Annotated in this window: 22 protein-coding genes; 12 read left to right on the top strand and 10 right to left on the bottom strand. The window is 70.9% G+C overall.

All coding sequences use genetic code 11. From position 1 onward, the window contains the following. Window positions 1-7: 7 nt before the first annotated feature. The gene (locus CT688_RS12590; protein ID WP_107757168.1) at window positions 8-232 is read right to left on the bottom strand and encodes a hypothetical protein; all 225 of its coding nucleotides are present in this window, start codon (window positions 230-232) and stop codon (window positions 8-10) included. 119 nt (window positions 233-351) lie between these two features. Here CT688_RS12590 and CT688_RS12585 point away from each other — a divergent pair, with 119 nt between their 5' ends. Beyond that, entirely contained in the window at window positions 352-1,275 is a 924-nt protein-coding gene (locus CT688_RS12585; protein ID WP_107757167.1) for an SDR family oxidoreductase, read from the top strand. Window positions 1,276-1,583: 308 nt separating this feature from the next. On the opposite strand, the gene CT688_RS12580 is transcribed toward CT688_RS12585, so the two are convergent. From CT688_RS12580 to CT688_RS12560, 5 genes are all read right to left on the bottom strand, one after another. Continuing rightward, the gene (locus CT688_RS12580; RefSeq protein ID WP_107757166.1) at window positions 1,584-2,522 is read right to left on the bottom strand and encodes a type IV toxin-antitoxin system AbiEi family antitoxin domain-containing protein; all 939 of its coding nucleotides are present in this window, start codon (window positions 2,520-2,522) and stop codon (window positions 1,584-1,586) included. Window positions 2,523-2,727: 205 nt separating this feature from the next. Further along, window positions 2,728-3,840, bottom strand: coding sequence for an NDMA-dependent alcohol dehydrogenase (locus tag CT688_RS12575; RefSeq protein ID WP_107757165.1), 1,113 nt, complete (start codon window positions 3,838-3,840; stop codon window positions 2,728-2,730). Window positions 3,841-3,929: 89 nt separating this feature from the next. After that, window positions 3,930-5,459, bottom strand: a complete 1,530-nt coding sequence (locus CT688_RS12570) for an aldehyde dehydrogenase family protein (protein WP_231750327.1) — start codon at window positions 5,457-5,459, stop codon at window positions 3,930-3,932. Between the two features lie 101 nt (window positions 5,460-5,560). Beyond that, window positions 5,561-7,330 (bottom strand): helix-turn-helix domain-containing protein, encoded by a 1,770-nt coding sequence (locus CT688_RS12565; protein ID WP_107757164.1) that lies wholly within the window; start codon window positions 7,328-7,330, stop codon window positions 5,561-5,563. 133 nt (window positions 7,331-7,463) lie between these two features. Beyond that, window positions 7,464-8,402 carry a helix-turn-helix domain-containing protein gene (locus tag CT688_RS12560; RefSeq protein WP_107757163.1) on the bottom strand — a complete coding sequence of 313 codons (939 nt, stop codon included), beginning with the start codon at window positions 8,400-8,402 and terminating at the stop codon, window positions 7,464-7,466. 168 nt (window positions 8,403-8,570) lie between these two features. On the opposite strand from CT688_RS12560, the gene cysD reads away from it, so the two are divergent. The 3 genes from cysD to CT688_RS12545 all read left to right on the top strand — a co-directional run bounded on the left by cysD (window position 8,571) and on the right by CT688_RS12545 (window position 12,338). Then, on the top strand, window positions 8,571-9,488 hold the full coding sequence (cysD, locus tag CT688_RS12555) for a sulfate adenylyltransferase subunit CysD (RefSeq protein WP_107757162.1): 918 nt from the start codon (window positions 8,571-8,573) through the stop codon (window positions 9,486-9,488). Window positions 9,489-9,571: 83 nt separating this feature from the next. Further along, entirely contained in the window at window positions 9,572-11,416 is a 1,845-nt protein-coding gene (gene cysC, locus CT688_RS12550; RefSeq protein ID WP_370446360.1) for an adenylyl-sulfate kinase, read from the top strand. 4 nt (window positions 11,417-11,420) lie between these two features. After that, the gene (locus tag CT688_RS12545) at window positions 11,421-12,338 is read left to right on the top strand and encodes a sulfite exporter TauE/SafE family protein (RefSeq protein WP_107757160.1); all 918 of its coding nucleotides are present in this window, start codon (window positions 11,421-11,423) and stop codon (window positions 12,336-12,338) included. Window positions 12,339-12,495: 157 nt separating this feature from the next. Here CT688_RS12545 and CT688_RS12540 read toward each other — a convergent pair whose 3' ends face one another. Further along, complete coding sequence (locus CT688_RS12540) at window positions 12,496-13,386, bottom strand: sulfite exporter TauE/SafE family protein (RefSeq protein WP_107757159.1); 891 nt, start codon at window positions 13,384-13,386, stop codon at window positions 12,496-12,498. Window positions 13,387-13,565: 179 nt separating this feature from the next. Further along, a complete protein-coding gene (locus tag CT688_RS12535) occupies window positions 13,566-14,048 on the bottom strand; it encodes an Rrf2 family transcriptional regulator (protein WP_107757158.1) in 483 nt (160 codons plus the stop codon). Window positions 14,049-14,205: 157 nt separating this feature from the next. Between CT688_RS12535 and CT688_RS17360 the strand changes: the two genes are divergently transcribed. Together CT688_RS17360 and CT688_RS12530 are read left to right on the top strand one after the other, a co-directional pair. Then, a complete protein-coding gene (locus CT688_RS17360) occupies window positions 14,206-14,421 on the top strand; it encodes a hypothetical protein (protein WP_152428035.1) in 216 nt (71 codons plus the stop codon). Between the two features lie 45 nt (window positions 14,422-14,466). Continuing rightward, window positions 14,467-15,279, top strand: coding sequence for a 3'(2'),5'-bisphosphate nucleotidase CysQ (locus tag CT688_RS12530; protein WP_107757157.1), 813 nt, complete (start codon window positions 14,467-14,469; stop codon window positions 15,277-15,279). A 4-nt stretch (window positions 15,280-15,283) separates the two neighbouring features. Here the strand turns inward: CT688_RS12530 and CT688_RS12525 are convergent, their stop codons facing one another. Continuing rightward, a complete protein-coding gene (locus CT688_RS12525; RefSeq protein ID WP_107757156.1) occupies window positions 15,284-15,679 on the bottom strand; it encodes a hypothetical protein in 396 nt (131 codons plus the stop codon). A gap of 164 nt (window positions 15,680-15,843) precedes the next feature. Here CT688_RS12525 and CT688_RS12520 point away from each other — a divergent pair, with 164 nt between their 5' ends. From CT688_RS12520 to CT688_RS12495, 6 genes are all read left to right on the top strand, one after another. Then, window positions 15,844-16,920 carry a YihY/virulence factor BrkB family protein gene (locus tag CT688_RS12520; RefSeq protein ID WP_107757155.1) on the top strand — a complete coding sequence of 359 codons (1,077 nt, stop codon included), beginning with the start codon at window positions 15,844-15,846 and terminating at the stop codon, window positions 16,918-16,920. Between the two features lie 57 nt (window positions 16,921-16,977). Continuing rightward, window positions 16,978-18,009 carry a YihY/virulence factor BrkB family protein gene (locus CT688_RS12515; protein ID WP_228549097.1) on the top strand — a complete coding sequence of 344 codons (1,032 nt, stop codon included), beginning with the start codon at window positions 16,978-16,980 and terminating at the stop codon, window positions 18,007-18,009. A gap of 10 nt (window positions 18,010-18,019) precedes the next feature. Beyond that, a complete protein-coding gene (rfbB, locus tag CT688_RS12510) occupies window positions 18,020-19,048 on the top strand; it encodes a dTDP-glucose 4,6-dehydratase (RefSeq protein ID WP_107757154.1) in 1,029 nt (342 codons plus the stop codon). Next, entirely contained in the window at window positions 19,045-19,926 is an 882-nt protein-coding gene (rfbA, locus tag CT688_RS12505) for a glucose-1-phosphate thymidylyltransferase RfbA (RefSeq protein WP_107757153.1), read from the top strand. The genes rfbB and rfbA overlap by 4 nt, the downstream gene beginning before the upstream one ends. A gap of 134 nt (window positions 19,927-20,060) precedes the next feature. Continuing rightward, window positions 20,061-20,984, top strand: coding sequence for a dTDP-4-dehydrorhamnose reductase (gene rfbD / locus CT688_RS12500; RefSeq protein ID WP_370446359.1), 924 nt, complete (start codon window positions 20,061-20,063; stop codon window positions 20,982-20,984). Further along, window positions 20,974-21,576 carry a YdcF family protein gene (locus tag CT688_RS12495; protein WP_231750326.1) on the top strand — a complete coding sequence of 201 codons (603 nt, stop codon included), beginning with the start codon at window positions 20,974-20,976 and terminating at the stop codon, window positions 21,574-21,576. Before rfbD ends, CT688_RS12495 begins: the two co-directional genes overlap by 11 nt. Window positions 21,577-21,622: 46 nt before the next feature. Here the strand turns inward: CT688_RS12495 and CT688_RS12490 are convergent, their stop codons facing one another. Next, window positions 21,623-22,486 carry an oxygenase MpaB family protein gene (locus CT688_RS12490; RefSeq protein ID WP_231750325.1) on the bottom strand — a complete coding sequence of 288 codons (864 nt, stop codon included), beginning with the start codon at window positions 22,484-22,486 and terminating at the stop codon, window positions 21,623-21,625. Window positions 22,487-22,606: the final 120 nt, after the last annotated feature.

Here is a 22,606-nt window from a genome sequence, read left to right as displayed (position 1 = left end):
TGGCAGATCAGGCCACGCCGGTGCCCTCGTCGGCGGCCGGCGAGGTGTTGGTGCCGCCGTCGTTGATCTCGAAGCGTGTCCACTCACCGTTCATGTCGACCTCCATGGCGTACCCGAGAGCATCGTCGGGCACCTCCACGGTCTTGAACCAGTCGTAGGCCTTGGTGTCGTCGGCGAACTCCTTCTCATCGATGACGTTCTGCTCGGGATCGATCACGCGGTAACGGGGCATGCCCACTCCTTCGGTTCGGTTGACGGCTGTCGTGCCCGCATTGTGGGGGATCCCGGGCCCGCTCGCATCCGGTCGCCGGAGGCGTACGGTCGGGAGTCCAGACGACCAGGGAGGCGTACGTGACCACCGATCCGACAGTTCAACCCTCTGACCAGTCCGGGGATCCCGTGCTCGTCGACCCGACGGCGAAGTACCAGATCGAGGTGCCCGTCCAGCAGCAGCCGGTTCCGGGGTTGGCCTCCCGGTTGGACCCGCCCGCCGACCACGGCGAGGACTCGTACGTGGGCCACGGTCGGCTCACCGGGCGGCGGGCGCTGATCACCGGCGGTGACTCCGGGATCGGCCGCGCCGTGGCCATCGCCTACGCGCGGGAGGGCGCGGACGTGGCGATCGGCTACCTGCCCGCGGAGCAGTCCGACGCCGACGAGGTGGCCGAGCTCGTGCGTGCGGCCGGCCGGACCTGCGTCCTGCTCCCCGGCGACGTCGGGGACGAGGCGGTCGCGCGCGGGATCGTCCGCGACGCCGTCACCGGACTCGGCGGGCTGGACGTCCTCGTGCTCAACGCCGCACGGCAGACCTTCGTCGAGCACCTCGAGGACCTGACCTCCGAGCAGTGGGCTGAGACGATGAACGTCAACATCTCGGCACCGTTCTGGATGATGCAGGAGGCGCTCGGGCATCTGCAGCCTGGGTCGAGCGTGATCTTCACGTCCTCGGTGCAGGCGTACACCCCGTCGCCGGGGCTCGTGGACTACGCCACCTCGCGCGCCGCCGTCAACACGATGTCCAAGTCTCTCGCGCAGCAGCTCGCGCCGCGCGGTATCCGCGTCAACGCCGTCGCGCCCGGGCCGTTCTGGACGGCGCTGCAGGTGAGCGGCGGGCAGAAGCCCGAGAAGCTGCCGACGTTCGGTCACAAGAATCCGCTGGGCCGTCCCGGGCAGCCGGTCGAGATGGCGGGCGCGTACGTCTACCTGGCCTCCGAGGAGTCCTCGTACACCACTGGGAACACGCTCTCGGTCACCGGCGGCGCCCCCACGCCATAGTGCTCACACCCCGCGCGCTCGCCCCACGCCACGCGTGAGCTCGCCCCACGCCACACGCGCGCTCGCCCCACGCCACGCGTGAGCTCGCCCGACGCCCCACGCGCGCTCGCCCCACGCCACACGCGCGCGATCACTGCAGCCACACAGGAAATTTCGTGCGCGTGTGCAGTGATAGCGCGCGTGTGTGGGCCGGGCGAGCAGGCCGCACCCGGCCGCACCCGGCCTGCGAGCAGGCCGCACCGGCAGCATCGGGCCGGGCGAGCAGGCCGCACCCGGCCGCACCGGGCCGGGCGCGTGGCCGAGGCGAGTCAGCGGACTCCGGACCGACGGAGCCCGTCGAGCAGCAGGCGTTCGAACCGGTTCGGCGCGTAGAGGTCGTCCCAGACCCAGCGGACCACTACCACCCCGAGCGCTCTGAGTCGGTCTTCCCGTTGCTTCTCCCGCCACACCACCTCGCCCGGATCCTCTCCACCGGCTGCGCAGCGTGAGTACTTGGTCCTGCCGTCGAACTCGCCCGCCAGCGCACCGTCGCCCCATGAGAAGTCAGTGCGCGCGACCGGCCTGCCCCCGCTCGAGAAGTACCGGTGTTGTAGTCGGGGTGCGGGGACGTCTCGACACCTCCGCATGACACATCGGGACAGTGACTCTCCGGGGCTTTCTGCCCGGGGGTCCGCGAAATCCACGACGTCCCGGGCGATCGCCACGCCGGTCCGGCCGCGATGGCGATCGACTTCGCTCGCGAGCCCGTCCGCGGTCACCATCCGGAGGCGCAGCGCGTGGTCCGCCGCGCATACTCCTGCGTCGAATCCCGCAGAGCGGGCGAGATCGACGACCGTTCGGGCGACGCAGGTGACGGGGATGCCGTCCACCTGGGTCGTGTCCAGGGAATCGCGCGGCGAGGAATAAACCTGGATGTGCGGGGTCCTGCGTCCGCCGGTGGGTCGGTCGACCGTGAGATGAACGCGGTCAGTCCGGGCTCTGATGAGAGGCAGGCCGTGGAGCGCTGCCGCCGTGTGGTGGCTGATCACGGCGCCGAGGGGGCCCTCGTAAAGCGCGATCCGCGACGACCGGGCGAGGGCATCCCGAGTGCTCTCGCCCGACTGCGGCGCGTGAAACCACCCGTGTCTGATCTTGATCAGTCGGCCCTGCGCGACAGCCGCGGTCAGTGCGCGATGCGACAGGCCCGCCCGGGTTGCTTCTGCTGTGGTGAACGGCCAGCCGGTAGGGAAGGGGATCACGGGAGTCATGGCGGCAACGGTGTCAGGGCCGTCGAGTGGGCGGAGAGCGTGACAGGGGCTGGCGGGGGCTTTCAGTGGAGAGAGGGACCCTGTGAAATTCGGTCACTCGCCACGATGAGTGTCCCCACGACGGACGCGCGCAACCACTGCAGACTCACACGACATTTCGTCCGCGTGTGCAGTGGTTGCGCGCGTATGCGAACCGGGGGCCGGATCAGGAGTCGTGGATGATCACGCCTCGCATGATCTTCCCGTCCTGCAGGTCCTGGTAGCCCTCGTTGACCTGGTCGAGCGAGTAGGTCGTGGTGATGAGCTCGTCCAGCTTGAGCTTGCCCTCGTCGTACAGGCGCAGCAGCTTGACGATGTCGTACTGCGGGTTGGCCGAGCCGAAGAGGGTGCCCGTGATGGTCTTTCCGAACAGGGCCATCATCGTGCCGTTGACCTGCACGGTGTTCTCCGTCATGTTGCCCAGGCCGGTGATCACCACCCTGCCCCCCTTGCCGATCACGTCGAAAGCGCTCGAGACGACCTTCTCGTCGACAGTGCCCACCAGGATGAGCGCCTGGTCCGCCATCTGGCCCCAGGTGAGCTTCTCGACCTCCGCGTGGGCCTCGGCGGCGTCGGCGAACGCATGGGTGGCGCCGAACTTCAGGGCCTCGTCGCGCTTGAACTGGACGGGGTCCACCACCACCACGTGACGGGCCCCCGAGTGGACGGCGCCCTGGACGGCGTTGATGCCGAGCCCGCCGATCCCGTAGATCACCACGGTGTCACCCTGTCGCACGTTGCCGGCGTAGGTGGCGGTGCCCCATCCGGAGGGCACACCGCAGCCCACCAGGACGGCCTTGTCGAGCGGTAGCCAGTCGTCGACCTTGACCACCGAGTGTTGTGAGATCACCGAGCGCTCGGAGAACGTCCCGAGCATGCACATGGCGCCGAACTCCTTGCCGTCCGCCCGGAACCGGAAGGTGCCGTCGGGCATGTGGCCGTCGAGGATCGTGGCGCCCATGTCGCAGAGGTTCTGGCGACCGGTCGAGCAGTATCGGCAGGTGCCGCAGTTCGGGATGAAGGAGCACACCACGTGGTCGCCGGGCTTGACCTTCGTCACCCCCACGCCCACGGCCTCGATGACGCCTGCTCCCTCGTGCCCTCCGACGATGGGGAAGCGCGGCGGGAGGGAGCCGTCGGACAGGTGGAGGTCGGAGTGACACAGGCCCGCGGCCGTGTACTTGATCAGGACCTCGCCGGGGCCGGGGTCGTCGAGGTCGAGCTCGATGATCTCGAACGGCTTGTGGACATCGAACAGTACTGCTGCCTTGGTCTTCACGGCGGTGTTCCTTTCGGGGAGCGGGGAGCGGGGAGCGGGTTCTGGGAGAGGTGACGGGGGAGGGTGTGCCGGGACGGCACGCCGGTGGGTCAGAGCTGGATGTTGACCGACCTGGTCTGCGTGTAGAGGTCGAGAGCGCCCTGGCCCAGTTCGCGGCCCCAGCCGGACTGCTTGAAGCCGCCGAACGGCATGGCGGTGTCGAAGCCGTTGTACTGGTTGACCCACACCGAGCCGGCGTGGAGGCGGCTGGCGACCTGGTGGGCCTTGGAGATGTCCTTCGTCCACACTCCGGCGGCCAGCCCGTAGATCGAGTCGTTGGCCTGGCGGACCGCGTCGTCGACGTCGGTGAACCGCAGGGCCGACACGACGGGGCCGAAGATCTCGTCCGTCACCACCCGGTGGTCGGGCTCGACGTCCACGAACACGGTGGGTTGGACGAAGTAGCCGGTGTCACCGTGTCGGCCGCCGCCGGTGAGGGCCCGCCCGCCGTCCTCGATGCCGGCGCGCAGGTAGTAGGAGACCTTGTCGAACTGGTCCTGGTCGACCAGCGGGCCGAGCTCGGTGGCGGGGTCCAGACCGTGCCCGATGGTGGCCTGGGCGGCGGCGTCGGCGACGGCCTGCGTGAACCTCTCGTAGATGGAGTCCTCGACATACAGGCGGGTGCCGGCGGTGCAGGCCTGGCCGTGGTTGAACATCCACGCGGCCACGGAGCCTGCGACGGCGGCGTCGAAGTCGCAGTCGGCGAAGACGATGTTGGCGCTCTTGCCGCCCAGTTCGAGGGAGACCTTCTTGAGGTTGCCCTTGGCGGCGTCGACGATGAGCTTGCCCACCTCGGTGGAGCCGGTGAAGGCCACCTTGTCCACGTCATCGTGGGCGGAAATCGCGGCGCCGGCGTCGCCGAAGCCGGTGACGATGTTGACCACGCCGGCGGGCACGCCGGCCTCGGCGATGACCTCGCCCAGCAGCAGCGCGGTCAGCGGAGTCTGCTCGGCCGGCTTGAGGACCAGGGTGTTGCCGGTGGCCAGGGCGGGGGCGAGCTTCCACGCCGCCATGAGCAGGGGGAAGTTCCAGGGGATGATCTGCCCGCACACGCCCACGGGCACGCGCTGGGTGTAGGCGTGGAACTGCTTGTCGCCGGCGAACGGCATCGACACGTTGACCGTGGAGCCCTCGATCTTGGTGGACCAGCCGGCGTAGTAGCGGAACACGTCGGCCGCCCAGGCCACGTCCACGGCGGTGGCGATCGCGACGGACTTGCCGTTGTCCAGGGCTTCGATCTGCCCGAACAGCTCGGCCCTGGCGTCCAGCAGGTCGCCGATGCGCCACAGGATCTGCTCGCGCTGGTTGGGCTTCATGGTCGCCCACGCGCCGTCGTCGAACGCGCGGCGAGCGGCGGCGACGGCCCGGTCGACGTCCTCGGGTCCGCCGTGCGCGACCTGGGTGATCTCGGCCCCGGTGGCGGGGTCGTAGGTGCCGAAGGTGCGGCCGTCCGCGGCGTCGACCCACTGCCCGTCGATCAGGAGCCGGTGCGGGCGGTCGAGGAAGCCGCGCGCCTCCGCACCGAGTCGCTCGTCGATCTGGGTGCTGGCGCGGTTCTCCCGGGAGAGTGTGCCGGTCATGTGTGTCCTCCAAAGATCCCGACCGGCTCGGTTGTGAGTCCGGTCACAACCCATCCTGGGGTCGTGGGCCGGGCCCGGAGTGTTCAGTTTCTGGACACCTTCTAGGACAGTCCGAACTCCCGCATGCGGGCGTAGAGGGTGGTCCGGCTGATGCCCAGGCGCTTGGCCGCGCGGGCGCGGACACCGTCGCAGTCCGCCAACGCGGCCACGATCGCGTCGTACTCGCCCCGGGCGAGTTCGCCGGCCCGCGGCGGCCGTGTGGAGCGGGCGTGGGAGGGCAGGGAGTCCACGTCGAGGGTGGTCAGCCCCCTGCTCGCGGTCCGGGTGAGGCAGTCCGCCAGAACCGATCTCAGCGACACCAGGCCGTTGGGCAGGTCCAGCGCACAGACGGCGTCCGCGAAGCGGACGGTGACGACCGGGGTCCCGAGTCCGCGTGCGGCGGCCAGGTCCGCGATCATCCGGCGGACGATCGCGCCGCCCTCCTCGCCGCGCTCGTGCAACGGCCGCAGTACCGTCCGCGCCCCGCACACGTCCACCACCTCCGTCACCGCCGGGCGGGGGTCCTGGCGGCTGGTGACGACGACGAGGGCGTCCTCCGCGGATCCCAGGCGCGCTGCCAGGCGGCGCAGATCGGCGTCCTCCAGGAGGTCGATGTCGTCCAGGACCAGTGGTCGGCCCCGGGTGCCGAGCTCGCGTAGGGCGGGGACCGCCAGCTCGCGCCACGCCGCGTCCGCGCTGTCCGCGTGGGCGAGTCGGACGTGCACGGCGTCGGGGCCGGCGATCGTCGTCGCGGTCGTCGTCCTGCCCGACCCGGACGGACCCACCACGGCGTGGGCCCGGGTCGTGGCGCCGACACCGGCGCCCGGACCGGCGCCGTCCTCGCCACCGGCGTCGTTCCCGGCGCCGACACGGGGCTCCGGCCCCGGCGGGCTCGCAGCCGCCCGGCCGGAGGTGCGGCCCCGGGTCGAGGCGACGGCCCGCGTGGAGGTGTGACCGGGCGGTGACGACGTGCCCGGGGTGGGCGTGGGGTGCTGGTCGGGGAACGTCAGGTCGAGCAGGTGGCCGCGTCGGCCGACCCGGCTGGACAGCACCCGCACCGTCCCCACTGAGAGTTCCACGGCGTCTGCTATCTCGTCCTGCTCCGCCAGCCGCCGGAGCCGGGCGAGGTCCCGGGAGTCCAGTCTCTCCAGGCTCGAGTGTGAGGCCAGCACCACCTCGTCGCCGAACGCACAGGTGGCCGTGTCGGAGGAGCGGGTGCGCTCGACGAAGCGGCGCCAGAGTTCCCGATCGTCCGCGCGGGCGGTGTCGACGTAGCGGGCCTCGATGTCCGCGACGATCTTCCGGACGAACGGGGCGAACATGCGGGAGGCGTCGGCACTCATCCCCGTCAGGTCCACCGCCCCGACCAGTCGACGGGTGAGCGGGTCGATGATCGGGTGTCCGTAGCAGGCGAAGTCCCGCAGGACCTCGGCGAAGTGCTGCTCGCCGTGGATGAACACCCCGGCCCGGGTCTCGAGCGCCGTGCCGATGCCGTTGTTGCCCACCGCGTCCTCGGTCAGGGTGGCGCCGTCGTCCACCCCTCGTTTGAGCAGCATGCGCGCGATGCGCGTGCTGTCGCGCACCGAGCGGATGACCCGACCCTCGCGGTCGGCGAGCAGCAGCATCGCCCCGGTGTCCTTGAGGACGTCGTCGAGGTCGTCCATCACCGGGCGCGCGGCCTCCGCGAGTCGGTGGGACCGCGACGCGAGCGGGTCGGGGGCGCCGGGGCGTGCGCTCTTCGGGGTCAGGCCGCACGAGGCGGAGCGCCGCCAGGACAGGTCCACAGGGTCCTCGTCGGGCGCGACGGAGGGGGAGTGGACGGTCTGGGTCACGGGGCACCTCCGGACGGACGAGGGGTGTGACCCACACCATACGCTCGCGGTGCGTGGAGCAGATCCGGGGCTCAGGGCGGATCAGCGGCGCGGGGCACTGGCGCGGGGCGGCGGCGCGGGGCGGTGGCTCGGTTCAGTGGCTCCGGGCGGCGTGAGCCGGGTGCACCAGATGAGAGGGGAGCGCGGGCGCCCGGGCGGGGCGCGGATGGGCGGCGAGGCGGGAGGAGACCTCGTCCGCGCACCGTGTCACCGCCTCGACCGCCCGCCCCACGGCCCGCCCGGTCATGCGGCGCCCGGGGGTCACCGCCACCGATCCGATCACCCGGCCGTCGGCCCGCAGCACGGGGGCGGACACCGAGGCCACGGCGAGGTCGGCGGCGGCGGAGAGCTCGGCGTCGGTCACGTCGATCTCGGACAGTTCCACGAACAGTTCGGAGACGCGGTCGCGCACGAGGGCTCCCACGCCCGAGGACTCCAGGGAGTCGGCCATCCTCAGCAGCTCGCGGCGCGCCGGCGTGAGGCGCTCGATGGACCAGCCCCGCCGGGCGATCTGAGGCATCACCACTTCCAGTCGCTCCCGGGCCGCCTCGGTGAGACCGCCGGAATCCGAGAGCCACCGCCGCTGGTCGACCACCGGTAACCGGGCGACGAGCTCACGGGCGAAGGGTGCCCGCACCGGGACGACGTGGCCCACCGCGATGTCCGGCCGGGAGGCCGTGCGCATGCCCGCCCCCACCACGTCCACGACCTCGCTCATGCCGTCGCGGGTCTCGAACACCACGGCGGCGATCCCCGTGTCGTCGACGAGGCGTTCCAGGGGCTGACGGGCGGCTCGGGCCAGGTCGACCTCGGCGGACAGGGATGCGGCGATCGTGCGCATCGTGGGCCCGGCGCGCCACCCGCCCTCCCACTTCTCGGCCCACCGTGCGTCCTGCATCTCCGCCAGCACGGCGTGGAGGGTGGAGCGGCTGGCCCCGGTGATCCGGGCGATCTCCGCGAGGGGCAGCGGCGGGCCCTCGCGTGACAGTGCCTCGATCACGGCGAGGACGCGATGCGTGGGCTCATGGCGCATAGCCGACATCGTATGTCGGCATGTCGACGATGTGCGCACTGTTTCGCTCGCCGAGATGAAAATCGCGGCCTTCGGGGCGCACGATGGACCCGGAACCAGACCGCAGACAGACCTGTCTGCGGTCTGTCGTCCGGTCGGACCGGGCCAGCCCACGACATTGGAGGTCGCATGACAGCGAGGACGGCGGTGACGCTCTCGCACCTCGACGCACTCGAGGCCGAGTCCGTCCACATCTTCCGCGAGGTAGCCGCGCAGTTCGAACGCCCGGGGATGCTGTTCTCGGGTGGCAAGGACTCCGTGGTGATGTTCCACCTCGCGCGCAAGGCCTTCTGGCCCGCGCCCATGCCGTTCCCGCTCATGCACGTCGACACCGGGCACAACTTCGACGAGGTCATCGAGTACCGCGACAGGGTGGTCGACCAGACCGGCGTCCAACTGCTCGTGTCCTACGTCCAGGACGACATCGACGCCGGCCGCGTGGTCGAGGAGACCGGCGTCGGCACCAGCCGTAACCGCCTCCAGACCGCCGCGCTGTTGCGCGGCATCCAGGAGAACCGCTTCGACGCGGTCTTCGGGGGCGCCCGTCGCGACGAGGAGAAGGCCCGGGCCAAGGAGCGCGTCTTCTCCTTCCGCGACGCGTTCGGAGCCTGGGACCCGCGCGCGCAGCGCCCCGAGCTGTGGAAGCTCTACAACGGTAATCACCGCAAGGGCGAGCACATCCGGGTGTTCCCGCTGTCCAACTGGACCGAGCTGGACATCTGGCAGTACATCGAGCGCGAGGACATCGCTCTGCCGCCCATCTATTACGCGCACCAGCGCGAGGTGATCGAGCGCGACGGCATGCTGCTGGCCAAGACCCGCTTCCTCGAGACCCTCCCGGGCGAGGAGGCGCGCACCGAGCTGGTCCGTTTCCGCACCGTCGGGGACGCCACCTGCACCGGCTGCGTGGAGTCCGACGCCGCCGACAACGCCGCCGTCGTGGCCGAGGTCGCGGGCACCCGCGTCACCGAGCGCGGCGCCACCCGTGCCGACGACCGGATCTCCGAGGCCGGCATGGAAGACCGCAAGAAGGAAGGCTACTTCTGATGAGTTCCGCCACCACCGCGTCCTCCGCCGGCGCCCCGTCCCTCAGCACCGCGTCGACCCTCACCGCGGAGCAGTTGAGCACTATGTCCGAGCACGCCCAGCTGCTGCGCATCGCCACCGCGGGGTCGGTCGACGACGGTAAGTCGACCCTCATCGGGCGCCTGCTCTTCGACTCCAAGGGCATCTTCGAGGACCAGCTGGCCTCGATCGAGGCCACCTCCGCCAAGCGCGGCGACGAGTACACCGACCTCGCGCTGCTCACCGACGGGCTGCGGTCCGAGCGCGAGCAGGGCATCACCATCGACGTGGCCTATCGCTACTTCTCGAGCCCGCGTCGCAAGTTCATCATCGCCGACACCCCGGGCCACGTGCAGTACACGCGCAACATGGTCACCGGTGCCTCGACGGCCGACGTGGCGATCATCCTCGTCGACGCCCGCAAGGGGGTGCTCGAGCAGACCCGCCGGCACGCGTTCCTGTCCGCGCTCCTGGGCATCCCGCGCCTGGTCGTGGCCGTCAACAAGATGGATCTGGTCGACTACGACGAGGCCACGTTCGAGGCCATCCGCACCGAGTTCACCGACTTCGCGGCCAAGCTCGAGGTCCACGACGTGACGTTCGTCCCGCTGTCCGCCCTCAAGGGTGACAACGTGGTCGACAGGTCCGAGGCCATGCCCTGGTACACGGGCCCGGCACTGCTCGACCACCTGGAGAACGTGCACATCGCGTCGGACCGCAACCTCACCGACGTCCGGTTCCCCGTGCAGTACGTGATCCGCCCCCAGCGCGCCGACGGACTGGACCACCGGTCCTTCGCCGGCACCGTCGCCGGGGGGATCATGAAGGTCGACGACGAGGTGGTGGTCATGCCGTCCGGTCGGCAGTCGACCATCAAGGCCATCTGGGGCCCGGGCGGAGCCGAGCTCGACGAGGCGGCGGCGCCGGCCGCGGTGACCATCGCGCTCAACGACGAGATCGACATCGTCCGCGGTGAGATGATCGCCCGGCCCGGCAACCGGCCGCACCAGGGCACCGAGCTCGAGGCGATGGTCTGCTGGTTCGCCGACGACTCGACCCTCACGCCCAACAAGCGGTACGTCGTCAAGCACACCACCCGCGACACCAAGGCGATCGTCACGGGCCTGGAGTACCGGCTCGACGTCAACACCCTGCACCGCGACCCCGACTCCACCGAGCTGGGGCTCAACGAGATCGGTCGCATAGGCCTGCGCACGCAGACGCCGTTGATGTACGACCCCTACCGCCGCAACCGGGACACCGGGGCGTTCATCCTCGTGGACGAGCTCTCCGGCAACACCGTGGGCGCGGGCATGATCATCGGGCCCGCCACCACCGGGTCCAACGTGGTCTGGCACGCCGGTGCCGTCCAGCGCGGCGACCGCGGGCAGGGCCGCACCCTGTGGCTCACCGGCCTGTCGGGTTCGGGCAAGTCCACGATCGCCTCCGAGGTGGAGCGGTTACTCATCGAGTCCGGCCACCCCGCCTACATCCTCGACGGGGACAACCTGAGGCACGGCCTCAACGCCGACCTCGGGTTCTCGGCCGAGGACCGGGCGGAGAACATCCGTCGCACCGCGGAGGTGGCGGCACTGTTCGCCGATGCCGGCGTCGTCGTCATCTGTTCCCTCATCTCCCCGATGCGCGCCGACCGCGACAAAGCGCGCGGCGTCCACTCCGCGGCCGACCTGCCCTTCACCGAGGTGTTCGTGGACACGCCGTTGGCCGAGTGCGAGGCGCGCGACCCCAAGGGGCTGTACGCCAAGGCGCGGGCCGGCGAGATCCCGGAGTTCACCGGCGTCTCCGCGCCGTACGAGCCGCCGCTGACCCCCGACCTACACATCCGTCCGGAGGACGGCACCGCGGAAGAGGTGGCGCAGCGGATCGTCAGCTCGATCCTGGGCGTCTGAGCGGGTGCCCGAGGCGCTCTGGTCCTACGACTCACTGGGGCTGCTGGTCGTCAGCGCGGTGATCGGCGTGGTCATAGGTCTGACGGGGATGGGCGGCGGGGCGTTGATGACGCCCGCGCTCATCCTCGTGGGGATCCCGCCCACCGCCGCCGTGGCCAACGATCTGGTGGTCAACGCGGTGAACAAGGTGGTCGGGGCCGGAGTGCACTGGAAGCACGGCAAACCCAACCTGAAGATCGCGTTCTGGCTGATCCTGGGCTCGGTTCCGACCGCGTACCTGGGGGCCTGGCTGGTGCACGCGGTGGGAGCCGACGACGTCCAGGGGCTGCTGAAGAAGGCCATCGGCGGGACGCTCATCGTGGCCTCCTCGGCTTACTTCCTGCGGGCGTTCTTCGAGATGGCCGGCAAGATCCGTACGGGCAGCGACCCGAACCCACCGGTCAGACCGCTCGTCACCCTGCTGGTCGGAGTGGTCGGCGGACTGATGGTGGGCATCACCTCGGTGGGCTCCGGCACGGTCATCATGATGTGCATCATGCTGCTGTACCCGACCCTGGCCGCGCTGCGGCTGGTGGGCACCGACCTCGTGCAGGCGGTCCCGCTGGTGATCGCGGCGGCCACCGGGCACGTGATGGTGACCGGCGTCGACTGGACCCTGCTGGTGCCGCTGCTGATCGGCGGGGCGATCGGGACGTTCTTCGGCTCCCGGGTCGCCGGCCGGGTGCCGCAGGGTCTGATCCGGCGGGGCATCACCATCGTGTTGGCGGTCACCGCCTCGGCGATGCTCGGGGCGTCGCCGCCACTGATCGGTGTGATCGCCCTGGTGCTGGTGACGGGCGGGCCACTCGTGTGGCGGGCGCTGGTGCGCAGATACTCGGTGCATCTCGGCGAGCGGGCGGCGCAGGACCGCGTGCGCGCCTGACCCTCGCCTGACTCACGCGCACGGCGCGCCGGGCCCACCCGCGTGCCGATCCCGTCGCATCCGCGCGTGAGTACTGCATCCGCTCACGATATTCCGCGTGCGAATGCAGTGATGGCGCGCGGATGGGGGTTGGCGCGCGGATGGGGCGGAGGGGCGGTCAGGAGGTGGTGACGAGCTCCGGATCGGGAGTCCGCTCACGGCGGACGGCACGCACCGCGTGGACCACGAGCGCGATCCACACCAGGACCAGCGTCCCGAGCACGGGCCCGATCACGATCGCCGGGGCGTCGGCAGCGCTCAGCAGGGTGAAGGTGTTGGTGATGATGATGAGACCGCCCGCGGCCGTGCCCAGGACGCGTGCGGACATGTGCCGGACCATCCAGGCCGCGAACGGAGCGGCGATCACGCCACCGACGAGCAGCGCGACGGCGAACGCCCAGTTGATGCCCGCGGCGCCGAGACCGAAGAGGAAGCCGATGGACGCGCTCACCGCCACCACGAACTCGGAGGCGCTGATCGAGCCGACCACCTTGCGCGGTTCCACCCGGCCCGAGGAGAGCAGAGTGGTGGTCCCCACCGGGCCCCACCCGCCGCCTCCGAACGCGTCGAGTGTTCCGCCGACGAAGCCCAGTGGCACCAGGAAGCGCGCCGAGATCTGGCCGGAGAACTGGGGCCGCCTGCCTCCCAGTCGCAGGAAGCGGTAGAGGACGTAGAAACCCAGCGCGAGCAGGAGCGTGGCGACGATGGGCTTGGCGGTCGCGCTGGACAACGACGCCAGGGCCGTCGCGCCGATGAAGGCGCCCACCGCGCCCGGGCCCGCGAGGATCGCGACGATGCGCCAGTCCACGTTCCCGAACTTGTGGTGGGAGACGCCGGACGCGAGGGTGGTGCCGATCTGGGCGAAGTGCACGGCTGCCGACGCGGCCGCGGGCGCGATCCCGGCGGCCACGAGGATGGTCGTCGAGGTGACGCCGTATCCCATGCCGAGCGAGCCGTCGACCAGCTGGGCGAGCAGTCCGGCGAAGCCGAGGATGATCAGGGTGGGCACGAGGGGGATCCTCCGGCGTCGGTCGAGTGGGGGGCTCTCGGAACCACGTAGCGGGCGAGGCCTCGTCCGGCCGCAGCCCACTAGGGCATTAAACAGAGTAGTTCAGTAGACTTTAGCATCAGGGCCTGGGGTTGGCCACCACGGCGGGTCGGCGGGTCAGTGGCGGCGGGGTCCGCCGCTCACCGGGGCTCCCAGGCGTCCTCGTCCAGGGTGAGGGCGTGGACGTCGCCCGGTAGCCGGCCCTCGGCGAGGTCGGACAGTGTCACTGCGTCCATGACCCGCCGCAGGGACGCCCTCGACGCGATCCACACGTGCTGGAGGACCGCGGCCCGCTCGTTGTAATCGACCGCCTCGGGCCGCACGTCATACACGCTGACGAGCGGGCCGTCGACCGCGCGGAGGACATCGGCGACAGTGACGGAGCCCGCGTCCTGAGCGAGTGTCCAGCCACCGGTCTTACCCCGTCGGCTGGCCACGATGCCGGCCCGGCGCAGGTCCGACAGGATCGACTGCAGGAAGCCGTGCGGGATGTCCTGGAGCCGGCCCAGTTCCTCGGCGCTGATCGGGTTCTCGCGGGGACCGTCGCCACTGTGGGCGCGTTGGGCGTTCGCGAGCTCGACGAGCGCACGCAGCGCGTAGTCCGACTTCGCGGTGACCCTCATGGGAACAGTCTCCCATGGGGGCGGATCTCCTGAGTGGCCGCGGACCGGGGTGGGGGAGCGGCGCCGGACAACCTGGCAGGCGTCAACATGAAAGTTTTGTGACATAATGGCCGAATTCGCGCCGGCTCGGGGTCGGCGCCCTGCTCCGAGGAGCGACATGAACGAGGCGGATGAGCGGACCTGCTACGTCCACGAGACCTCCGACGGCGCGGTCTGGGGCTGCCGTCGTTGTGGCGCGACCAGCGGCACGCTGCCCTCGCGAGGCGCGGCGCGGGTCGCCGCCGACGCCCACCGTTGCCCGGATGAGCCGGCCCGCGTGGTCCGGGAGTACGGCAGCAGTCGACGCCGCGGCCTGCGTCTGCGTCGGCGATAGCCGTCCCGCATCCGCTGCCGCATCGGGCCTTCTACTGTGGAGGTCATGACAGCACCCATGCGTTCCTCCGATCAGCAGCTCGCCGTCGACCTCGCCGCGGATGCCGGTCGCCTGTTGGTGGAGCTCCGGTCGTCGGGACCCACCAAGCGTGAACTGGGTGACCTCGGGGACCGCCGCGCCAACGCCCTGCTCCTCGAGCGTCTGGCCGCCGAACGCCCCGGAGACTCGGTGTTGTCGGAGGAGTCGAGCGACGACCTCGCCCGCGTCGACGCCGACCGTGTGTGGATCATCGATCCCGTCGACGGCACGCGCGAGTACGGGCTCGGCGACCGTCCGGACTGGGCGGTCCACGTGGCGCTGTGGGAGCGGTCCGGGGACCCCGCACGAGCGCGGCTGGCCGCCGCCGCGGTCGCGCTCCCGGCGCTCGGTGTGGTCATGGGGGTCGACGACGACGAGGTCTACGCCCCCCCTGTGGGCAACGGCGGGGTGGACGGGGGTGGCCTCCTCCCGCCACGCTCGGGCTCGCGGCCGAGAATCGTGCTCTCGGCCTCCCGTCCGCCGGCGTTCGCGGAGGCGGTCGCCGAGTCCGTGGGCGGGGATCTGGTGCCCCTCGGTTCGGCCGGCGCCAAGGCGGCGGCCGTGGTGCGCGGGGAGGCCGACGCCTACATCCACGCGGGCGGCCAGTACCAGTGGGACTCGGCCGCGCCGGCGGGCGTGGCCCTGGCCAGGGGGTTCGTCGCCGTGCGGGTGGACGGCTCCCCGCTGGAGTACAACGTCGCCGAGACCTATCTGCCGGACCTGGTGGTGTGTCGCCCGGACCTGGCCGAGGCGATCCTGGAGGCCATCGCGTCGGCGTGAGGGGTCACCTGCTGGTGATCAGGGCCCCCGCGATGGCCGCCATGAACGCGTCCTTGGCCAGGCTCATGCCCTCTTGGGACGGGCGGATGCCGTCGGACTCGGTCATCGAGGGGTTGCGGAAGTACATCGACAGCAGGCCCGCGGAGAAGGTGCCGAGCGCGGCGCCCGCGAGGCGCGGTGATACGACGGGCGTCAACAGGGCCGCGCCGATGCCGATCTCGGAGTAGGCGACGAACTTCCCGAACGTGTCCGGTTCCATCTTGGTCACCTGGGGCACGCCGGTGGCGGCGAAGCCCTGGAGGCCCTCGGCGGACTCGGTGGGCAGGTTCCGCTTGGACAGTCCCGAGTTGAGGACGAAGGCGCCGGTGACTCCGCGGAGGATGGCGTTGGACAGGCTCATGAGTGCTCCTGGAGGGTCGGGGTCGCGAGTGCTGCGACACAGGTGATGTCACGCTTTGGTGATGTGGCACCGACGAGGGTAACGCACGGGACCGGCACGTCACCCCCGCAGGAGATCGACCCCAGAGGATGCGCGTGGGGGTCGCCGGTGGAACAGTCACCTGCATGAGCGCGAACAGCACCCGAGACATCACCGACAAGCCCGACCCGGAGGCCGACCCCGACGCCGGCAAGCCCGAGTCGCCCACCTCGCTCAAGGCGGGGACCTGGAAGATCGGCCTCACGCGCGCCGCCGCGGAGTTCTCCAAGGACAAGTGCACGGACCTGGCCGCCGCGCTGACCTACTTCGCGGTGCTCTCGATCTTTCCCGCCCTGTTGGCGGTGGTGTCGCTGCTCGGGGTGTTCGGGCAGGGGCAGGAGACCGTCAACGCCGTGATGGAATTGTTCGAGGGCGCCGCGCCGGAGGAGACGCTCGCTGCGCTCCGCGGGCCGATCGAGTCCCTGGTCAACACCCCCGCCGCCGGCGTCGCCCTGGTCACCGGTCTGCTGGGTGCACTGTGGACGGCGTCCGGGTACGTGGGGGCCTTCGGGCGGGCGATGAACCGCATCTACGAGGTCGAGGAGGGGCGTCCCTTCTGGAAGCTCAAGCCCGCCATGGTGCTCCTCACCGCCGTGCTGCTCCTCCTCGTGTGCCTGGCCGGGCTCATGCTCGTCGTCAGCGGCCCCATCGCGGAATGGGTGGGTGACCTGGTGGGTCTCGGTGAGACCGCGGTGACCGTGTGGGGCATCGCCAAGTGGCCGGCGCTGGTCCTCGTCGTCGTCGTGATCCTGGCCGCGCTCTACGGGTTCTCGCCCAACGTCAAGCAGCCGAAGTTCCGATGGGTCTCCCTCGGCGCGGTCGTGGCGCTGCTGGTCTGGGCCGTCGCCACCGCGGGGTTCGTGTTCTACGTGTCCAACTTCTCCAGCTACAACGCCACCTACGGCTCGCTGGCCGGCGTCATCATCTTCCTGCTCTGGCTCTGGATCACCAACAACGCGCTGCTCTTCGGGGCCGAGGTGGACGCCGAGGTGGAGCGGGCCCGCGAGCTGCAGGCCGGACTGCACGCCGAGGAGACCATCCAACTCCCGCCGCGGGACACCACCGCCAGCGACAAGGCCGAGGAGAAGCGACAGAAGACCATCGACGACTCCGCCGACATCCGCCGCGAGGCCCAGGCGGAACAGGCGCGCGACTCCCACTGACGTCGCGCGCCGCGCGGCGGGAGGCGCGAGGCGCTGTCGAGCAGCCACAATCGGGGTATGAACTCCTCCGGCGGGACCGCGTCGACCGCCCGACGCCGACTCCGCACCGTCCGCCTGGTCCTCGAACGCTCGGTGGGTGAGTTCTTCCGCGACCGTGGGCCCGATCAGGCGGGGGCGCTCACCTTCTACGGTGTGCTCTCGCTCTTCCCCGCACTCCTCGTCGTGGTCTCACTGCTCGGGGTGCTCGGTCAGGGCGCCAGGACGGTCGATGCCCTCATGGGCATGCTGTCCGACGTCGCCCCGGAGGAGATCCTGGATCCGATCCGGGACCCGGTCGAGGCGGTCGTCACGACGCAGGCCGCCGGCACGGCGCTCGTGGTCGGTGTGGTGATCGCGCTGTGGACCGCATCCCGCTACGTGCGCGCGCTGGGCCGGGCGATGAACCTGGTGTTCGGGGTCGAGGAGGGGCGCCCGCCCTGGCGGCTGGTGCCCGTCGGTCTGCTGCTCACGGCGTTGCTCGTCGTCCTCGTGGCAGTGGGCGGACTGGCGCTGGTGTTCACCGGACCGATCGCCGAGACCGTGGGCGGGTGGATCGGTCTGGGAGAGACGGCACTGGCCGTGTGGGGCCTGGCCAAGTGGCCCGCGGCCCTCGTCTCCGCGGTTCTCGCGCTGGCGATCCTCTACCGATTCGCGCCCAACGTCGCCGGACGGAAGTTCCACTGGGTGTCGCTCGGGGCGGCCGCGGCGCTGCTCATCATGGGAGTCGCCACCGCCGGGTTCGGCTTCTTCGTCTCCCATTTCGGCAACTTCAACCGCTCCTACGGTTCGCTCGCCGGGATCATCGTGTTCCTGGTGTGGCTGTGGCTGGTCAACATGGCGGTGCTCTACGGCGCGCGTCTGGACACCGAGGTGTTGCGCATCCGCCAGCTCCGGTCCGGCATCCCGGCAGAGGAGAACGTGCAGGTTACCCCGAGGGACACCACCGCGAGCGATTTCTTCGCACGCAGGCGGGCCAGGATGCTCGAGGAGTACCGCGGGCTCCGACGCGAGCCGGAGGAGCCCACGGAGGCGGGGCGTGCACGACGGTAGGGTTGCCCGTATGCGCCTCGTCGTCACCGGGGGAGCCGGGTTCATCGGCGCCAACTTCGTCCACACGGTCATCCGCGAGCACCCGGGTGCCCACGTCACGGTGCTGGACGCGATGACCTATGCCGCCAATCGCGCGAGTCTGGCCGGACTCCCGTCGGATCGGGTCGAGCTGGTGGAGGCCGACTGCGCGGACCCCGCCGTCACCGACCGGCTCGTCGCGCAGCTCACGGGGCCTGACGACGCGGTGGTGCATTTCGCCGCCGAGAGCCACAACGACAACTCGCTCGCCACCCCGTGGCCGTTCGTGCACTCCAACATCGTGGGCACCTACGCCGTGCTCGAGGCCTGCCGCGGCCACGACGTGCGCCTGCACCACGTGTCGACCGACGAGGTCTACGGCGACCTGCAGCTGGACGATCCGGACAGGTTCACCCCGGCCACCGCCTACAACCCGTCGAGCCCGTACTCGGCCACCAAGGCCGGCGCGGACATGCTGGTCCGCGCGTGGGTCCGGAGTTTCGGTGTGCGCGCCACGATCAGCAACTGCTCCAACAACTACGGCCCGTACCAGCACGTCGAGAAGTTCATCCCGCGGCAGATCACCAACCTGCTGACCGGGCAGCGGCCCCGCCTCTACGGCAGTGGAGCCAACGTCCGGGACTGGATCCACGTGGACGACCACAACTCGGCCGTCCTGCGGATCCTGGCCGGTGGCGAGCCGGGCCGTACCTACCTCGTCGGCGCCGACGGCGAGCACTCCAACCTGCAGGTCATGCAGATGATCTGCGAGCTCATGGGTGCCGCCGGTACGGACGGCGATCCCGGTTTCGACCACGTCACCGATCGTCCCGGCCACGATCTGCGGTACGCGATCGACGCCACCGCCACCCGCGAGGAGCTCGGGTGGGAGCCGCAGCACACGAACCTGCGGGACGGGCTGGCCCACACCATCGAGTGGTACCGCGAGAACCGGGACTGGTGGGAGCCGGTCAAACAGAGCGTCGAGGCGAAGTACGCCCGGACGGAGAGGGTGCTGTGAAAGGCATCGTCCTGGCTGGCGGCAGCGGCACCCGGTTGCGCCCGCTCACGTTGGCGACGAGCAAGCAGCTCATGCCGGTCTACGACAAGCCGATGATCTACTACCCGCTGTCCACCCTCATGCTGGCGGGAATCCAGGACATCCTTCTCATCACCACGCCCGAGGACGCGCCGCAGTTCCGGCGGCTGCTGGGCGACGGCAGTCAGTTCGGCATCACCCTGAGCTACGTGGAGCAGGCCGCCCCCGAGGGGCTGGCGCAGGCGTTCGTGCTGGGAGCGGAGCACATCGGCGACGATGCGGTGGCGCTGATCCTGGGCGACAACATCTTCTACGGCCCTGGGATGGGGACGCAGCTGCGCAGGTTCGCCCACCTCGACGGCGGCGCCGTGTTCGCCTACCGCGTCTCCAACCCGGGCGACTACGGGGTGATCGACTTCGACCCGGACGGTCGCGCGATCAGCCTCGAGGAGAAGCCTCAGAACCCGTCCTCCGACTTCGCCGTACCGGGCCTCTACTTCTACAGCGCCGATGTGGTGGAGGTGGCGCGGAACCTCGAGAAGTCGCCGCGCGGGGAGTACGAGATCACGGATGTCAACCGCCACTACCTCGAGGCGGGCCGACTCCGGGTCGAGGTCCTCCCGCGCGGCACGGCGTGGTTGGACACCGGCACCCACGACTCTCTGCTCGACGCGGGCAACTACGTGCGGACCATCGAGGACCGGCAGGGCCTGAAGATCGGCTGCCCGGAGGAGGTGGCGTGGCGGATGGGGTATCTCGGCGACGACGAGCTCACCTCCCGCGCCCACGACCTCGAGAAGTCCGGGTACGGGGCCTACCTGCTCGACGTGCTCCGCCGCGAGAAGGGTCGGCACCTATGAACGGCGGCCATCCGGACGATCAGCATGCACAGCCGCTCCCCCCGATGCACGCCCGCCTGAGCAGCGGTGCACGCCGGAGTGCATCGGGAGGAGCGGATGCGGAGGGGGCGGGCGAACCCGTCCGCCCCGCCGGGCTGCCGAGAATCCTCGTCACCGGCGGTCGCGGGCAGCTCGGTCACGCGCTCTCCGGGGTGGCACACGCCCCGGGCCGTGACGAACTGGACATCACCGATCCCGCGTCGATCGCCGCGGCCCTCGATCGCCATGACCCGGAGGTCGTCGTCAACGCGGCGGCGTACACGAACGTCGACGAGGCCGAGACCGACGAGGCGGGCGCCCGGGCGATCAACACCGACGGCGCGGAGTCGCTCGCCGCGGCCTGCCGCGATCGCGGGATCCGGATGGTTCATATCAGCACCGACTACGTCTTCTCCGGTGAGATCCCCGGAGGAGGCGACCCGGCCACCGCTCCTGCGCTCGAACCCACGGACCCGACCGCCCCCTCCACCGCGTACGGTCGCACCAAGGTGGCGGGGGAGCGGGGTGTGCTGGGGGCTCATCCCGAGGCGACGATAGTCCGCACCGCGTGGCTCTACACCGGCCCGGATCGGGTGAGGGCGGGCCTGTCCGGAAGCGACTTCGTCGCCACCATGGTCCGACTGGAAGGCGAGCGAGACGAGCTCACCGTGGTCGACGACCAGTGGGGCTCGCCCACGTCCACGCAGGCGCTCGCCGGCGCTCTTCTGCAGATGCTGGCCGCCGAGAAGGCCGGCCGGGTCGACACCCGCGGGCTCACCCTGCACGCTGCCGGGGGCGGACGCGCGACGTGGTGCGAGCTCGCCCGCGCGGTGTTCAGCCGGTACGGGGCCGACCCGGACCGGATCCGCCCCTGCAGCTCCTCGGAGTTCCCCCGGCCAGCACCGAGGCCGGCCTTCTCCGTGCTGTCCGACGCCTCGTGGCGGGCGGCGGGACTATCGCCACTACCGGACTGGCGGGCCGACCTCACCGCCGCGATGGCCGAGCACGCACACCTCGCGCGCGGTGGTCGTGACCGGTGAGCCCGCCGGCGTCCCCGGCGCCGTGACCCGCCCCCGCCTCGGTCCACGACTGCGCCGCGCGGCCCTCGCGGCAGGTGCGATCGGCATCACCACCGCCCTCGTACTGACCGCCTGGGGGGTGTTCCTGCTCCAGCCGCGCGCGGACGAGCCGGTGCCCGCCGACGCGGTGGTCATGCTCGCCGGCGCTGACGACGGCCGGCACGCCCACGCCCGCGAGCTGGTGGAGGCCGGGTTCGCCGACACGCTGCTGGTGTCCAACCCGGGAGGCAATTCGGAGCGCATCGCCCGACGGCTGTGTACGGGCGCGGGCCGCCCGGCCGGTGCGGAGGTGGTCTGTGTTGCTCCCGAACCGCGGACCACGTGGGGTGAGGCGCAGGCGGTCGCCGCGATCGCCCGAGCCCGGGGGTGGGAGCGGATCCTCGTCGTCACCAATCGTCCCCACACCCTGCGGGCCGGTCAGTGGATGCGCGCGGCGACCGGGGTCGATGTGCGGATGACGCCGATCGAGCGCATCGACTGGCCGATGCTCCCGGTGCACCTGGTCTGGGAGATCGCGGGGTTCGCCAAGGGCCGGATCAACGGCCACTGGTAGCGGCCCGAGGTGACGGCCACGGGTCGTGGTCCCCGGGAGCGCCAGCTCAGGCCGGTCGCGCCCTCATGGCCGACGGCGCGGCGATGGGCGCGCGGGTGGTGAGCATCGGCGCCCCCAGGCCCTCGTGCGCCCGGGTGATGCGGCCGAAGACGGCGGCGCGGTCCATGGGGCGGTGGGGGAGGTCGAGGGCCCGACGGACGTCGGACGGCACGAGGCTCGTGGCGGCGTGGACCACCGTGACACACGACCGGTGGGCGGTCACGGACGTCCTCTCCAGGCCCCTGCACTCGCGCGCCGTCTCGCGCAGCCGTGTCGCGACGCTCCGGCCGGCGGAGGTCGCACGGGCGCGATCCCGGGAGGAACGGAGCAGCTGCTCGAGTTCGCGGACCGTGGTGGGCGAGACCCGGCAGCCGAGCAGGTGCGCGACGCCGGCCGTCTGGCAGACGTACCGGTCGGACTCGGCCGGGGTGAGCGGCCGCGCGGCGAAGCGTTGGTAGGCCGCGAGAAGGGCCCATGTGGTGGCGGCGTGCGCCCACTCCACGAGCTCGGGGTCCGAACCGTAGTAGTACTGACCGTGCTCGGTGGTCCCCGAGAACGCGCGGTCGCGGTGGGAGTTCTCGATCGTCACCATCGCGTCGTCGACCGTGCCGAACGTGGTGATCTCGATGAGGTCGTGCAGGTAGGCGTCCACGGACCAGGGGTCGTCGACCGCGTCCGCGGCGGCGAACGTGGAGGCGTAGGCCGGGTTGGCCGCCAGCATGAGCAGGCCGGTGGTCACCCCGATCGGGGTCGCCGCGTCGCCGTGGACACGCCAGATGGGATCGCCCTCGCCGAACCACCGGGGCCCCGGGATGTCCAGGATCGAGCACACAGGGGTATCCGCCGCACCGCGTGGGGCAAGTGGTGACATGGGCACGCCCTGGGGTAGTTGCGCCGTGTGTGACGGCCGGTTGAGTCCTGACGAAGACTGTAACTCCCGTCCCGCCTGTCGGCCGGTATTCCCTGGGGGCGGGCTGAGAAAATCCCGTGA

Source organism: Dietzia sp. JS16-p6b (genome assembly GCF_003052165.1).
Lineage (GTDB): Bacteria > Actinomycetota > Actinomycetes > Mycobacteriales > Mycobacteriaceae > Dietzia.
This window is presented reverse-complemented; position numbering and strand designations above follow the sequence as displayed.